The following is a 14282-nucleotide window of genomic DNA, read 5'->3' on the forward strand; positions in this document are numbered from 1 at the left end:
CGCTGCGCGATCTTCGACCCTTGACCCACACCACCGCGACCAGGGAAGGATCGCAGCTGTCCCGGAGCCGCTGACCCGAGTGGTCGCACATCGGATGTGATCACGGAGTGGACTGTGGTGAGGCTGACGCTCGGGGTCCGTGCGGGGTGTGATCACCGGGAGTGGACCGTGGTGAGGGCTGGGCTGGGTCTTTCCGGAGATAAATCTGCGGATAGCGACCAGGAAGTTCCGGAAAGACGGCGGCGGCCGTGGTCGGGCGTATCGAGTCGTGGCGAGTGGTTCGGGCCGGGTTTCGAGTCGTGGATATCGGCGAAATTCGCCGCCGATTCCTGACCCGGATCCACGACTCGATACCCGGGCGGGCACCGGCCAACACACTCCCGCAGCGGAAACCGCCACAACCAACCTCTCCCGGGCACCCGGCTATCACCGCCCCCCCGCGTGCACCCGGCTATCACCACACTCCGCCGCGCGCACCACCTGAGCGCACAACAGCCATCCCCCGAGGCGGCAAACGGACCAGCTGCCGCGAAGCGGTGTCCGCATCAACCCACGCACCCGACACACGAGCCGGGATATCCACGGCTGTTGTGGGTTCTCTGCTGGTACGAGCGGGGCGAACCCACAACGCCGCCGGATATCCCGGCTCGTGCAGGTGGGCGGGTGTTGTCGTGATGCTGGCTGTGGAGCCTGTCAGGGTTCGAGGAGTTGGTAGTCGGTGTGGATCCGGCCGGCGGGGGTCAGGAGCAGCAGATCGATGCCGATGGCAACGGTGTCACCACCGCCGACCGGAACCATGGCCCACCGGAGCTTGACCAGGTCGCGGAGCGCGGCGACCTCGCCGTGCCGGCGGAACTCGTACTGTCCGGTGCCGACGAATTCGTCGTACGCGCGGGTCACGCGGGCGACGAGTGCTTCGTGGCCGCGGGATTCCAGGGTCGCGGTGACGCCGATCTGCGCGGCCCGCTTGGCGATCTCCTCGGGTGGTTCGACGAGGTGCACGGCGTCGCCGGTCCACAGTTGCTCGATCGACTCACGGCGTACGTCCGGGTTCGGCTCGTTCCACAGGGCTATGTAGCGGTCTGCGAGTTGTTCTGCTGAGTTGTTCACATCTCGAGGCTGCCGGTGGCGTCGGTGGGCAACAATTCCCTGCCGGGTATCGCCTGATCGGTTGTGGACTGTCGGTATGGACTGTCGGTGGCGTGCGATAGACAGCAGACATGGCATCTGACTTGGCGGCCGGACTTCGGACGTGGCGCGCCCGGCGGCGGGTGAGCCAGCTGGAGCTCGCCGTGCGCGCGGGGACGACGCAGCGGCATGTGAGCTTCATCGAGAGCGGACGGTCCGTGCCCGGGCGGGACATGATCATCCGGCTCGCGGAGTCGTTACAGGTGCCACTGCGCGAGCGGAACGAGTTGCTCCTCGCCGGCGGATATGCGCCCGCGTACGGCGAGACGCCGTACGACGGATCTGGGCTGGCGGCGATCCGATCCGCGCTCACCAGCGTGCTCGACGGGCATCGACCGTACCCGGCGATCGTGGTGGATCGGCGGGGTGAGCTGGTGCTCGCGAACCGCTCGTTCGAAGCGTTGGTGGCGGGGGTTGCGCCGTACCTGCTGGAGACGCCGGTGTCGGTCCCGCGGCTGCTGCTGCACCCTGACGGGCTGGCGGCGCGGATCGTGAACCTGCCGGAGTGGTCCTGGCACGTGATCGACGCGATCGGACGCGAGGCCGCGCTCACCCCGTGGGCCGGGGCGGACGTGCTGCTCGAGGAGCTGATCGCGATGGTGCCGGCCCGGCCGACGACCGGGCCGGATCATCTCGGGTTCGCCGTACCGCTGGTGCTGCGGTCGGAGTACGGCGAGCTGCGGCTGGTGACCACGCTGAGCAGATTCGGTACGGCGACCGATGTGACCGTGTCGGAGCTGCGGATGGAGGCATTCCTGCCCGTGGACGAAGCGACGGCGGCGGGGCTGCGCGCGCTCGATCCCACTATGCTTCAGCGGGTTGGAGTGTGAGTTCCGAGGAGAGGACGGCATGGTCACCGCGATCGTGTTCATCAAGGCCGACGTCGCACGCATCCCCGAGGTTGCCGAGCAGGTGGCGGCGATCGAGGGCGTCAGCGAGGTGTACTCCGTCACCGGCGGGCTCGACCTGATCGCGATGATCCGGGTCGCGCGCCACGACGACCTGGCCACCGTCATCCCGGACCACGTGAACCGGGTGCCCGGGGTGCTGAGCACCGAGACGCACATCGCGTTCCGCGCGTACTCGACCCACGACCTGGAAGCCGCCTTCAGCCTGGGCCAGGAGGACGGTGTCTGAGCCGCGGGATCTGACACGAGCTGAAGTTACGGTTGGCGCATGAGTAACCCTCCCGAGGGCTGGTATCCGGACCCCACCGGACAGCCGAACACCATCCGCTGGTGGAACGGGAAGCAGTGGACCAACCGCACCGAGCACGAAGAGCCCACCCCCGAGAACCCCACCACCCCTCAAACCGAGAACCCTCAGGCTGCCGAAGTTGGCCCAGCTCAAGCTGGCGAAGCCCAGAGCGGCGGGACCCAGGGCCCTGCGACGCAGAGCGGCGGGACGGAGCGTGCTGCGACCCAGGGTGCTCAGACGCAAGGTGCTGCGACCCAGGGTGCTGCGACGCAGCGTGCTGCGACGCAAGGTGCTGGGCGGCAGTCTGGTGGGCTGCAGTCGGTTGGGTCTTGGTCGGACGGACCTCAGCAGGGCGAGGCTCAGGGCGGTGGAGCTCAGGGCGGTGGAGCTGGGGGCGGTTGGTCTCAGCCTGCCGCATCGAGTGCGGCAGGGCATGCGGGCCAAGAGGCGGGTTGGTGGAGTACGCCGGCGACCCCGCAGCAGTCTGCCCCGGCGAACCTCGCTGAACGGCCGTTGTCCGCGGTGCGACCGTCCAACCCGCCTAACACCGACGATCTGGCTGACACGGACGATCTGGCCGGCACGGACGATCTGACTGACACGGGCGATCTGGCCGGCACGGGCGATTTGGCCGGCACTGGCAACACAACCGGCTTGGGTGACGGTGCCGCGGGGTTGAGTGCGTTTGAGCGGGCTCGGGCTACCTGGGATGCGCCGGTGATCGCACCAGCACCACCGCAGCACTGGTCGCGACGCGAGCCGACCGAGCTCCTCGACGACACGGACGACGACGTCGAGACCCCAGCGACCGGATGGACGCTGACGCTCGCGCCTGACCTGCCGGCAGACGCTCCAACCGCAGGGTCCGACACCACCAATGAATCCCCCGCGTTGGCGGCGCCGCCAAGCGGTACGACGGAAGCCAGCAGCGGACCGGTGGTAGCGCAGGAGGAGCCGGCGCAGAGCTGGTCGGACGTGAGCTGGACCGAGGCCCCGACGGTAGCCCCGAAGCCGCGGGAGGACGTCGTACCGGCTGCTGAGGTGCCGGCTGCTGAGGTCCCGGCCGGTGAGGTATCGGCTGCTGAGGTATCGGCTGCTGAAGCGCCGACTGCTGACGTACCAACTGGTGAAGTGCTGGCCGGTGAGGTGCCGGCGGTTGCTCAGACCGGCTGGGATGGGCCCTCGGATGACGACGAACCTACTCAGGTCCAGGCGGCTTGGAGCCTGCAGCCCGAGGACGAGGACGATCCGCAGACCACGCCGGCGCCGTCGTGGGGATCCGAGCAGGACGACGACCTCACCGAAGAGCAGCCAGGCTGGGGTACGCAGGCCGCTGAAGAAGAAGCACAACAATCCTGGGGCGCTCCGGCCGCAGAAGCGCCTACTCAACAGGCCGCGGCACCTGAGCTGGACAACGGCTGGACCACACCACCTCCCGGGCCTGGCGGACCGACGCCGGCCTGGGAATCGCAGCAGTCCGCCACACCTAACCAGAACACCAACTGGGCGCCCACACCCGAACAGACCCCGGGCTGGGGAACTCCTGCCCCCACACAGCAGACCGAGCAGACTCCAGCGAACGAGCAGGACAACGGGTGGGGTGCACCGGCCGCCGGACCGCAACAGCCTGCCGCGGCCTGGGGCGAGCAGCAGGCCGGTGTCGGCGAGGTGGACAACGGGTGGGGTACGCCAACTGCTGGACAGCAAGAGGCTGCTGCGGGTTGGAACGAGCAGCAGGCCGGTGCCGCCGAGGTGGACAACGGGTGGGGCACGCCTCCTCCGGGGCCGGGCGGGCCGACGCCTGCCTGGGAAACCCAGCAGGGCGGCGGTGCAGGTTGGGGTCAGCCTGGTCAGCAGGCGCCGGGCGACGGGCAGCAAGCCGCCGGTGGCGGACAGCAGGCGGTTGGTGGTGGACAGCAGCCGGTTGGTGGTGGACAGCAGCCGGGTGATGGTTGGGGTGGGCAACAGGACGGCTGGGGTACGGATCAGCAGGCTGGTGCGGTGGGTGGGCCGTGGGCGGCTGCGCAGGCAACCGCCGACGTCGGGCCGTGGGCCGGCGCACAACAGGCCGGAGACGGGCAACAGGCTTGGGGCAACGGCCAGCAGACCGCGTGGGGTGAGCAGGGTGCAGCGCAGCCAGCAGGTTGGGGTGGGCAGGGTGGGGGGCAGCAGACTGGTTGGGGTGGGGGGCAGCAGGAGGTTCGGGTTGGTGGGGGGAAGCGGGAGAAGTCGGGGGGTAAACCGAAGCGTGAGAAGCCGGCCAAGGCGGCTGGGGGCGGTGGTGGGCCTGCTGGGGTGAAGCTGCCGTTGATTCTTGGTGGCTCGGTTGCGCTGGTGATATTGATCGTGGCGGTGATCGTCTTGGTTGTGAAGCCGGGCGACGACAAGAAAGCCGACCCGCAGAACTCCGGTACGCCGACAGTCCAGCCGACCGGCAGTCAGCCGACGAGCGGCCCGACCGGGGCGAGCACCACCAAGCCTGGCCAGTCGAAGAACCCGAAGCTGCACGAGGGCGACGCCCGAATCTCGTCCGATGCGATCTCGTTCCCACGCCGCAACCCGCCGTGGTCGGACCGGAAGCGCCTGGCACCTGAGCTCCTGAACTCCAGCGGCCAGTACGTGACCCTGCAGGAGAAGGTCAACGGCGTCGACAACTGGCAGGCCGACATCTGGGTCGGCGGGCTCGGCACCGCGTCCGGTTTCAACGACGACCCGAAGGCGACCGCGGCACAACTGCTGGTCGACATCCGGCCCTACCTGTACGGCGACATCCCGGTCACGTTCAAGGGGGTCAGTAGCGGCGCCGTGAAGCGGTCGGACAAGTCGGGCTGGTTCTTCCAGCAGACCGTGACCGCGAAGTCGGCCGCGGTGACCGCTCGAGTGCTTACCCTGACGGTGGCCGTTTTCGACCTCGGTGACGGCACCGCAGTCGCGTACGTCAGCGACATCCCACCCTCGCGTCCGGATCTGAAGGCGGCCGAAATTCAGGCCTACAAGGGAATCAACGTTGGCTGAGAACGAAGACCAGACCCCGCGCCCGCCGGCGAGGCACAGCGCGCCCCCGCGCAACACGCCCCCGGGCGGCCCCGGTGACGGCTCGCAGCCTGGCGAACACCCCCAGTACGGCGAGCGCCCGCAGCCACCCGCCGACGACTCGTGGTTCACCTCCGCGCCGCCTGCCGCGGCCGACCGACGTCCCACGGCAGGCGACGCACTGGGTGGTGCTCCTGGTTCGGCCGACGCTCTGTTCGGGCAGTCCCCTGCACCGGCACCGCCGCCTCCCCCGCCGACGCGCCCACAACACTCAGCACCACCACCTCAGCAGCCGGGCCTTCAACAGCCAGGCACTCAACAGCCAGGCCCTCAACAGCAGTGGCAGCAGTCGGTCCCTCCCCCACAGCGCCCCCAGCAACAGCAGCGTCCGCAGCCACAACAACCTGGCCAGCCGATGTGGGGCACCCAGCAGCCAGGCCCAGGACAACCACGGCCCCAGCAGGTTGGGCCTCACCAGAACCAACCACAGCACCCGGGCCAGCAGCCGTACGGACAGCCGCAGCGGCCGGCCCAGCACCAAGGCCCCGGACCGCAGCAGCCGTCTGCCCAGCAGCCCTATCGCCAGCCAGAGCAGCCGGCCTACCAGCACCCGAATCCGCCGCGTGGGCAGCACTCGGCGCCCGGGACGCAGAGCCCGCCGTACGGACAGCAGTACCCCGGGCAACCGCCGTACGGACAGCCGGCTCGGCCAGCGCAGCACGGCGGACCAGGACACCCGCAGCCGGGTGGGCCGGCCGGGGATCCGCCGTACGGGATTGTGGGACGAGCGAGCGCTGACACCGGGACGAAACCACGGATGATCGGCGCGCTGGTCCTGGTGCTCGCCGCCCTCGCCACCACCGGACTGAGCGTCGGCTGGATCTGGTCGAAGGCCGACGCCGTCACCCCGGTCGCGCTCCCGTCCGGCAACCCGGCGCCGATCACCACGATCAGCCCGTCGTTCACGCCGTCCCCGACGCCGACCCCGAAGGGCCGCGTGGTCGGGACCAATATCCTTGCCGCGAACAACGACACGATGCCGCTCATGAGCCCGGCCTGGGCCAACTACGACGAGTACACCGGCCTGTCGGGCGGCGCCGCCACCTGGTTCGTCGTACACGACAAGTACGACGGCAAGAGCGCGGTGTGGGGCAACTACGTCGCGTTCGGGCAACTGGCTCCGGACATCAAGTACACCAACACGCCAGCCGGTCTGCGGACGGCGGCGGGTCAGGCCGGGTCACGCGCGATCGTCGGCCTGTACAACAAGGATGCGCAGCTGCTGCCCGGCACAACCCACAAGGTGATCAGCGTCAACGGCCATCCCGGCCACGAGGTCGTCGCGAAGGTCAAGGTCAGCGTGCCGAAGCTGAAGGAGACCTTCTCCACCGTGATGATCGCGGTCATCGACCGCGGCGACGGTACCGCCGACGTCGCGATCGCCGACATCGCCGGATCCACGCCGGCCTGGCAGCAGATCTGGCGGAACAAGGTCGCTCAGATCAAGATCAACCCGTAACCGCAGCAGGGGCCGGCAGCAACAAATCCGCCGGCCCCGGCAGCGAAATCAGCTCCGCACCTCGGCACACGCCCGGATCCACCGATCCAGCGTCTCCTTCGCAGCCCCCGAGTCGATCGCCTCAGCGGCGCGGTCCATGCCACGACGGATCCGGCTGGTGATGTCGCCCGGCACCGGCTCATACGCGGCGAGGGCGGCCCCGGCATTCAGCAGTACGACGTCCCGCACAGCCCCCGGCTCACCGTCGACCAGCGCCCGCACGACCTTCGCGTTGTACGACGCATCCGCGCCCTTCAACGCTTCCGCCGTCACCGGCTCGATCCCCAACTCCCGCGGATCCACCGTGAACGGACCCTCGACCGTCCCGCCACCGACGACCCACACCTGTGACGTCGTCCGCGTGGTCAGCTCGTCAAGCCCGTCGTCCCCGTGGAACACGAGCGCGTCGATCCCGCGCCGCGCCAACACACCTGCCACCAACCCGGCGACACGCGCGTCCGCCACCCCGACCGCCTGCGCGGACGGATCTCCTGGGTTCGCCAACGGCCCCAGCAGGTTGAACGACGTCGGCACCCCGAGCTCGCGTCGCGGTACGGCGGCATTGCGCAGCGCAGGGTGGAAAGCAGACGCGAAGCAGAACGTGATGCCGGCTCGCTCCGCCACCTCCTCGACCTGCCGCGCGGTGAGGTCGAGCGGAATCCCCAACTCCTCCAGTACGTCGGCAGCACCACACGCCGACGAGGCCGCCCGGTTCCCGTGCTTGACCACCTTCGCGCCCGCACCGGCCGCGACGATCGCCGACATCGTGCTGATGTTCACGGTGTGGGCTTGGTCACCGCCGGTACCGACCACATCCAGCGTCCGGCCGGGAACGGTGACGCGCGTGGCGAAGTCCCGCATGGTCGCGACGAGACCCTCGACCTCGGTCACCGTCTCGCCCTTGGACCGCAACGCGATCACGAACCCGGCGAGCTGCGCCGGCGACGCCGCGCCGGAGAGGATCTCCTCCATCGCCCACGCGGTCGCGGAGGCATCGAGGTCCTCCCGCCGCATCAACGGGCCGAGCACGTGCGGCCAGGTGTAGGCGGTCATCGACTGACCGCGCGTCAGGCGGTGGTGGCGGGCAGCTTCGCCAGCCGCTGCCGGAGCAGGTCCGAGGTGACCTCGGCCAGCCGGACCGGGTCGAGCGGGTGCGAGACCGCGCCCTCGGCCCGTGACCAGGTCGCGAGCCAGGCGTCCTGCGGGCGACCGGTCAGCACCAGGATCGGCGGGCACTGAAAGATCTCGTCCTTCAGCTGCCGGGCGATCCCGAGGCCACCGGCCGGCACCGCTTCGCCGTCCAGGATGGCCAGGTCGATCCCGCCCTTGTCCATCGCCTTGATCACGGCCGGCTCGGTCGCGCACTCGAGGTACTCGAGCTCGGGCAGATCGGCGGACGGCCGCTTACCCAGGGCCAGCCGGACCGACTCCCGCGTCGTACGGTCGTCGCTGTAGACCAGGACCTTCAGCGGACCCTCTGCACTCATCGACCCATCCCAAGTTGTGAACCGGTAGTGAACCTTGCATCGAACACGGGGAATGCTACCGGGGCGCCTGCTCGGCCCGGCGAGCCTGTTCCTCCAACCGGTCCAGCCGGCGGTCCTCCCGGCGCGCCTCCCGCTGCGATTCCTTCACCCACTGGACGAAGAGTACGGCGAAGAAGACCACGCCGATGAGGTCACCCGAGCCCCAGAGCAGACCGCCCGCGATGTACTGGTCCCGCAGTGGTGACGGTGGCCAGGACCGGCCGAAGCTGGTGTACCAGTCCTCGGCGATCAGCTTGTTCGCGGACATGATCGTGATGCCGAGGAAGGCGTGGAACGGCAGCGTGAGGAAGGTCAGCATCAACCGGAACGGATAGATCACCCGCCCGGGCACCGGGTCCAGGCCCAGCAACGGCCAGAAGAACAGTGATCCGACCACGATGAAGTGCAGATGCAACAGGTCGTGCAACACGGTCGAGTGCAGGGTGGCGTCGTACCAGCCACTGAAGTAGAGCGCCCACGGGCTCAGGACGAACAGCGTGAACCCGATCAGCGGGAAGCACAGCACCTTGGCGACGCGCGAATGCAATACGGAGAGCAACCACTTCCGCGGACGCTGTGGGAGGGTCCGCAACGCCAGCGACACCGGGGCGCCGAGCGCCATCATCAACGGCGTCAGCATCGACAAGATCATGTGCTGAGCCATGTGCACGCTGATCAGCACCGTGTCGTAGGTGCCGAGCGCCGACTGGGTCGCGACGAGAGCACTCCCCAGACCGAGTCCGACGAAGGCGAACGTGCGGCCCCGGGACCACTTGTCACCGCGCTTGTGCAGGCGATGGACGCCGTACAGATAGAGCCCGGCCAGCACGGCGATCACACCGAGTAACACCGGCTCGAAGGTCCAGGCCGTGAGCAACCGAAGCGGCGTGAACGGCTCGATCTGGTCGCCCGGCGTGGCGTGGAGGGGAAGCACGATTACACAGTAGAAACCATTAGTTGACGACATGCATGGGGGTGGTCGTGGCAGTTGATGCGGGGACCGACATAATGACGGCGTGGCCACTGCAACCGCGCTCCCAGCGTCTCGTGAACACGGACACCACGACCGTCCCAGCATGGTCAGTGTCGGCACGATCGTCTGGCTCTCGAGCGAACTGATGTTCTTCGCCGCGCTCTTCGCGGCGTACTTCACGATCCGGTCCGTGACGACCGCTTCCGCTGCCGCTGGGACCCAGACGCTGTGGGACTTCTCCACCGGGCACCTGAACGTGCCGTTCGCCTCGGTGAACACGTTCATCCTGGTCGCGTCGTCGTTCACCTGCCAGGCGGGTGTGTTCGCCGCCGAGCACGGCAAGGTGGGCCGGACCGGCGCGCTGCTGAACCCGCGCTCCTGGGGTATGCGTGAGTGGTTCGTCCTCACCTACCTGATGGGCTCGGTCTTCGTGGCCGGCCAGGTCACCGAGTACGCCACCCTGGTCCACGAGGGCATCACGATCTCGTCCTCGCCGTACGGGTCGGTCTTCTACCTGACCACCGGGTTCCACGGTCTGCACGTGACCGGCGGTCTCATCGCTTTCGTGTTCGTCCTGGCCAGGACGTTCATGGCTCGTAAGTTCACCCACGAACAGGCCGTTTCGGCGATCGTCGTGTCCTACTACTGGCACTTCGTCGATGTGGTCTGGATCGCCCTGTTCGCGACCATCTACCTGCTCAAATGAGTGAGAAGAGATCTTCCTTGTCACCGGCGCGCTTTCTCTCCGCACGTCGACGGCACCGGTCAGCCGGCCTCGTCGTGCTTCTGTTCGGCCTCCTGGCAGTGGGATCGGCGTACGCCGCCTTCGCCCCTGACAACGCGGTCGCGGACAACTCGGCCCAGTCACAGCAGATCGAGGAGGGCAAGAAGCTCTTCGCGGTCGGCTGCTCCAGCTGCCACGGCCTGAACGCCGAGGGCGGCACGAACGGCGGGGGCAAGTTCACCGCGCCGTCGCTGATCGGTGTCGGCGCGGCCGCGGTCGACTTCCAGGTCGGCACCGGCCGGATGCCCGCCCAGCAGCCGGGCGCGCAGATCCCGCGCAAGCCACCGGTCTACACGCAGGAGGAGATCGAGGCGCTCGCGGCGTACATCGCCTCCCTCGCGCCCGGCCCGGCGGTCCCGGCCTCGGAGTCGTACGACGTCAGCAAGGCCACCGACGAGCAGGTCACCCGCGGCGGCGAGCTGTTCCGGACCAACTGCACGGCCTGCCACAACTTCGCCGGTCGCGGTGGCGCACTGCCGAACGGCAAGTACGCGCCGTCGCTGATGGGTGTCAGCGAGAAGCACATCTACGAAGCGATGCTGACCGGCCCGCAGCAGATGCCGGTCTTCTCCGACCAGGTGATGCTGCCGCAGGACAAGGCCGACATCATCGCCTACCTGAAGACGCTGGAGACCCAGAAGGACCCGGGCGGCTTCGGTCTCGGCCGGCTCGGCCCGGTCTCTGAAGGCCTGTGGGGCTGGCTGGTCGGTATCGGCCTGCTCGTCTGTGTCGCGGTGTGGATCGGCGCCAAGGGCGTCAAGGCCAAGGGGGCGAAGGCCGAATGAGCAACGACAACCTTCCGGTGAAGGCCGGGGACGACCACGGTCACGACGTCGTCGTGGCCGAGCCGATCCCGGACCCGGGCATCGAGCCGCACGAGTACCGCATCACCGACATCGACGCCAAGGCCGCCGACCGGGTCGAGCGCCAGGTGTCGACGATGTTCACCCTGGCCGGCCTGCTGGCGCTGGGCTCCTGTGTGGCGTACTTCGCCATCCCGCGGGACGCCGAGATCCAGTTCGGCCCGCTGTCCGGCAACGCGAACAACATGACGCTGGGCCTGTGCCTCGGGCTCGCGCTGTTCCTGATCGGCGCCGGCGCGATCCAGTGGGCCAAGAAGCTGATGGTCGACGAGGAGATCGCCGAGGACCGCCACGACGCACACTCCTCGCCCGAGCAGATCGCCGACATCACCGAGGCGTTCAAGCAGGGCACCGCGGAGTCCGGGTTCACCCGGCGCAAGCTGATCCGCCGCTCGCTGCTGGCGAGCATGGGTCTGCTCGGCCTGCCGGCCATCGTGTTCCTGCGCGACCTCGGTCCGCTGCCCGGCCGCAGCCTCTACAACACCATCTGGGCCAAGGGCATCCGGGTCGTCAGCGACGTCACCGACCGCCCGATCAAGCCGGCCGACCTGGTGGTCGGCCAGCTGGTCAACGCGATCCCGGCCAACCTCCCGCCGCTGCAGGAGCAGAGCGCCGTCGAGTACCAGAACGCCCGTGCCAAGGCCGCGGTGATCGTGGTCCGGATCCGGCCCGCGGAGATCCGCACCAAGCCGGGCCGGGAGAACTGGGGTGTCGACGGCATCCTGTGCTACTCCAAGATCTGCACCCACGTGGGTTGCCCGATCTCGCTGTACGAGCAGACCACGCACCACGTGCTCTGCCCGTGTCACCAGTCGACGTTCGACCTGTCCGACAGCGCCAAGGTCGTTTTCGGGCCTGCCGCTCGCCCGCTGCCTCAGCTACCGTTGGCAGTGGACAGCGAGGGCTACCTGGTGGCACAGAACGGCTTCGACGAGCCGGTTGGCCCGAGCTTCTGGGAACGAGGGTGACTGCAGTGTCCGAGACAAAAGAGTTCCCCCCACCGGTCAAGTGGGTCGACGACCGACTCGGCATCGGCAAGATCGGCCGGAAGAACCTGCGCAAGGTCTTCCCGGACCACTGGTCGTTCATGCTCGGCGAGATCGCGCTGTACAGCTTCATCATCCTGATCCTCACCGGCATCTTCCTGACGCTGTGGTTCAAGCCGTCGATGGGCGAGGTCGAGTACCAGGGCTCGTACAGCCTGCTCAAGGGCCTGCACATGTCGGAGGCCTACGCCTCCACGCTGGACATCTCGTTCGACGTCCGTGGCGGTCTGCTGATGCGGCAGATCCACCACTGGGCCGCCGTACTGTTCATCGCCGCGATGATGGTCCACCTGCTCCGCATCTTCTTCACCGGCGCGTTCCGCAAGCCGCGTGAGCTGAACTGGGTGATCGGCTTCGGGATGCTGTTCCTCGGCATCATCGAGGGCTTCATCGGGTACGGCCTCCCCGACGACCTGCTGTCCGGTACGGGTCTGCGGATCACCCAGGGCATGATCCAGGCGTCACCGATCATCGGTACCTACCTGAGCTTCTTCATCTTCGGCGGCGAGTTCCCCGGCGACGAGTTCGTCTCCCGGTTCTTCACCGTGCACGTGCTGCTGATCCCGGGGTTGATCCTGGCGCTGGTCACGGTCCACCTCTTCCTGGTCGTGTACCACAAGCACACCCAGTACGCCGGTCCCGGCCGGACCGAGAAGAACGTGGTCGGCTACCCGCTGATGCCGGTGTACATGGCCAAGGCCGGCGGCTTCTTCTTCGTCGTCTTCGGCATCACCGCGCTGATGGGTGCGCTGATGCAGATCAACCCGGTCTGGCTGTACGGGCCTTACAACCCGTCAGAAGTCACGGCGGGTTCCCAGCCCGACTGGTACATGGGCTGGCTGGAAGGCTCGGTCCGAATAATGCCGGGCTTCGAGTCGCACTTCTGGGGCGTCACTCTCAGCTGGAACCTGCTCATACCTGCGCTACTCGTGCCTCCACTCTTCGTCACGCTGGTCGCGGCGTATCCGTTCATCGAGGGCTGGATCACCGGAGACAAGCGGGAGCACCACCTCCTGGACCGGCCGCGCAACATGCCGACCCGGACCGGTATCGGTGCCGCGTTCATCACCTTCTACGGCCTGCTGTGGATCGGTGGCGGTAACGACCTGGTGGCGACCCACTTCAACCTCTCGCTGAACCACGTGACCTGGTTCCTCCGGTTCGCGGTGTTCCTCGGTCCGGTGCTGGCGTTCTGGGTGACTCGACGGATCGCGATCTCGCTGCAGCGTTCCGACAACGAGCGGCTCCTGCACGGGCTCGAGTCCGGTGTGATCGTCCGCTCCCCCGATGGCGCGTACAGCGAGAAGCACACGCCGGTCTCGACGTGCGAGGCCTATGCGCTCACCGCGCACGACCGGACCGTGCCGCTCGACATCGGTCCGGAGACCGACGACAACGGCGTCCGCGCCCCACGCCGGGCCCTCAACAAGCTCCGCGCCCGGCTGTCGCGCTTCTACTTCGCCGACGCGGTCCAGAAGCCGACGGCCGAGGAGCTCGAGACCGGCCACGAGCACGCTCACGACGCGGACGAGATCCACGACCTGAGCGAGACCGAGACCTACCGAGAGGTCACGCGCGACCGTTCGTAGTACTCCGCACCACCCGAAAGGCCCCGGCACTTGCCGGGGCCTTTCGCTTTATCCCAGTGCTGTTGAGACGGCGGCCAGGTAGGCCTTCACGACGGTCTGGTCGTGTGGGTCCAGTGCTTCGGTGGTGGTGATCAGGCGGTCGAGTAGTGGGCCGAAGAACTGCCAGCCGAGGGCGACTGCGGAGTCGGAGACCTGAAGGCGAGCACTCCGACCGTCTGAGCGGCTTCTGAGCCGTTCAACGTGCCCGGCACCCTCCAGCCGGTGAATGACCGCTGTCGTCGCCTGAGAGGTCATACCGAGCTGCTCAGCCAGCCACCCCGGCGTCGCCTCCATCCCGGCCCGCTCAGCATCGAGCAAACGGACAAGCGCCCGTACGTCGGTCCCGTGCAGACCCGTCGTCCGCGCGAACTCCCCTACCGCCAACTCGAGCCGCAGCGCGACCTCCCGCAGCCGATGCACCAACTCCAACGCCGCCGCCCGCTCGGGGTCCGCCGGCACCACTCCTTCTCGCATACCCCTCAAGTT

At 68.2% G+C, this 14282-nt stretch carries 14 protein-coding genes; 8 read left to right on the forward strand and 6 right to left on the reverse strand.

Translation table 11 applies throughout. The features are described from left to right. Nucleotides 1–693: 693 nt before the first annotated feature. Nucleotides 694–1110 carry a hypothetical protein gene (locus ACWF4Z_RS08600; protein ID WP_452242339.1) on the reverse strand — a complete coding sequence of 139 codons (417 nt, stop codon included), beginning with the start codon at nt 1108–1110 and terminating at the stop codon, nt 694–696. A 110-nt stretch (nt 1111–1220) separates the two neighbouring features. Between ACWF4Z_RS08600 and ACWF4Z_RS08605 the strand changes: the two genes are divergently transcribed. Genes ACWF4Z_RS08605 through ACWF4Z_RS08615 form a run of 3 tightly spaced genes read left to right on the forward strand, consistent with a single transcriptional unit; the run spans nt 1221 to nt 5400 of the window. Beyond that, nucleotides 1221–2018, forward strand: coding sequence for a helix-turn-helix domain-containing protein (locus tag ACWF4Z_RS08605; protein WP_452242340.1), 798 nt, complete (start codon nt 1221–1223; stop codon nt 2016–2018). Nucleotides 2019–2037: 19 nt separating this feature from the next. Beyond that, nucleotides 2038–2325 (forward strand): Lrp/AsnC family transcriptional regulator, encoded by a 288-nt coding sequence (locus ACWF4Z_RS08610; RefSeq protein ID WP_452242341.1) that lies wholly within the window; start codon nt 2038–2040, stop codon nt 2323–2325. Nucleotides 2326–2364: 39 nt separating this feature from the next. Next, nucleotides 2365–5400: a hypothetical protein gene (locus ACWF4Z_RS08615; RefSeq protein WP_452242342.1), complete on the forward strand. Its 3036-nt coding sequence runs from the start codon at nt 2365–2367 to the stop codon at nt 5398–5400. Between the two features lie 289 nt (nt 5401–5689). Here ACWF4Z_RS08615 and ACWF4Z_RS08620 read toward each other — a convergent pair whose 3' ends face one another. Beyond that, nucleotides 5690–6154, reverse strand: a complete 465-nt coding sequence (locus ACWF4Z_RS08620; RefSeq protein WP_452242343.1) for a hypothetical protein — start codon at nt 6152–6154, stop codon at nt 5690–5692. A gap of 81 nt (nt 6155–6235) precedes the next feature. Here ACWF4Z_RS08620 and ACWF4Z_RS08625 point away from each other — a divergent pair, with 81 nt between their 5' ends. Next, the gene (locus tag ACWF4Z_RS08625; RefSeq protein ID WP_452242344.1) at nt 6236–6937 is read left to right on the forward strand and encodes a hypothetical protein; all 702 of its coding nucleotides are present in this window, start codon (nt 6236–6238) and stop codon (nt 6935–6937) included. Between the two features lie 48 nt (nt 6938–6985). Here ACWF4Z_RS08625 and trpD read toward each other — a convergent pair whose 3' ends face one another. The 3 genes from trpD to ACWF4Z_RS08640 are packed head-to-tail and all read right to left on the reverse strand — an operon-like array spanning nt 6986 to nt 9436. Beyond that, on the reverse strand, nt 6986–8029 hold the full coding sequence (gene trpD / locus ACWF4Z_RS08630) for an anthranilate phosphoribosyltransferase (RefSeq protein ID WP_452242345.1): 1044 nt from the start codon (nt 8027–8029) through the stop codon (nt 6986–6988). A 14-nt stretch (nt 8030–8043) separates the two neighbouring features. Further along, nucleotides 8044–8463 (reverse strand): Rv3143 family two-component system response regulator, encoded by a 420-nt coding sequence (locus ACWF4Z_RS08635; protein ID WP_452242346.1) that lies wholly within the window; start codon nt 8461–8463, stop codon nt 8044–8046. Nucleotides 8464–8518: 55 nt separating this feature from the next. Next, nucleotides 8519–9436 (reverse strand): cytochrome c oxidase assembly protein, encoded by a 918-nt coding sequence (locus ACWF4Z_RS08640; RefSeq protein ID WP_452242347.1) that lies wholly within the window; start codon nt 9434–9436, stop codon nt 8519–8521. An 82-nt stretch (nt 9437–9518) separates the two neighbouring features. Here ACWF4Z_RS08640 and ctaE point away from each other — a divergent pair, with 82 nt between their 5' ends. The 4 genes from ctaE to qcrB are packed head-to-tail and all read left to right on the forward strand — an operon-like array spanning nt 9519 to nt 13757. Further along, nucleotides 9519–10181, forward strand: a complete 663-nt coding sequence (ctaE, locus tag ACWF4Z_RS08645) for an aa3-type cytochrome oxidase subunit III (protein WP_452242348.1) — start codon at nt 9519–9521, stop codon at nt 10179–10181. Further along, nucleotides 10178–11044: a cytochrome bc1 complex diheme cytochrome c subunit gene (gene qcrC, locus ACWF4Z_RS08650; protein ID WP_452242349.1), complete on the forward strand. Its 867-nt coding sequence runs from the start codon at nt 10178–10180 to the stop codon at nt 11042–11044. The genes ctaE and qcrC overlap by 4 nt, the downstream gene beginning before the upstream one ends. Continuing rightward, on the forward strand, nt 11041–12090 hold the full coding sequence (gene qcrA, locus ACWF4Z_RS08655) for a cytochrome bc1 complex Rieske iron-sulfur subunit (protein ID WP_452242350.1): 1050 nt from the start codon (nt 11041–11043) through the stop codon (nt 12088–12090). The genes qcrC and qcrA overlap by 4 nt, the downstream gene beginning before the upstream one ends. Continuing rightward, complete coding sequence (gene qcrB, locus ACWF4Z_RS08660) at nt 12087–13757, forward strand: cytochrome bc1 complex cytochrome b subunit (protein WP_452242351.1); 1671 nt, start codon at nt 12087–12089, stop codon at nt 13755–13757. Before qcrA ends, qcrB begins: the two co-directional genes overlap by 4 nt. Before the next feature lie 48 nt (nt 13758–13805). Here qcrB and ACWF4Z_RS08665 read toward each other — a convergent pair whose 3' ends face one another. Further along, on the reverse strand, nt 13806–14270 hold the full coding sequence (locus ACWF4Z_RS08665) for a MarR family winged helix-turn-helix transcriptional regulator (RefSeq protein WP_452242352.1): 465 nt from the start codon (nt 14268–14270) through the stop codon (nt 13806–13808). Between the last annotated feature and the right edge of the window lie 12 nt (nt 14271–14282).

Source organism: Kribbella sp. NPDC055071, assembly GCF_053608045.1.